This window comes from Citrobacter sp. TBCS-14 (assembly GCF_005280805.1).
GTDB classification, from domain to species: domain Bacteria; phylum Pseudomonadota; class Gammaproteobacteria; order Enterobacterales; family Enterobacteriaceae; genus Citrobacter; species Citrobacter gillenii.
On record NZ_SZWM01000549.1, the window covers coordinates 1 to 239 of the forward strand.

Sequence of the window (239 nt, forward strand, 5' to 3'; positions counted from 1 at the left end):
GCTGCGTCGTATGCTGCCACCGCTGGGCAACCAGTGGATCATCAGCATCAAAGATACCTCGCTGTTTATCGTCATTGGCGTCGCTGAACTGACGCGTCAGGGTCAGGAAATCATTGCTGGTAACTTCCGCGCCCTGGAAATCTGGAGCGCCGTTGCAGTGTTCTATCTGATCATTACGCTGGTGCTGAGCTTCATTCTGCGTCGTCTGGAAAGAAGGATGAAAATCCTGTGATTGAATT

Annotated in this window: 1 protein-coding gene; it reads left to right on the plus strand. The window is 51.5% G+C overall.

What is annotated here, in order from left to right; all coding sequences use genetic code 11:
* A partial coding sequence (locus FDX22_RS19810) for an ABC transporter permease subunit (protein ID WP_370317618.1) occupies positions 1–232 on the plus strand: 232 nt, incomplete at its 5' end.
* Between the last annotated feature and the right edge of the window lie 7 nt (positions 233–239).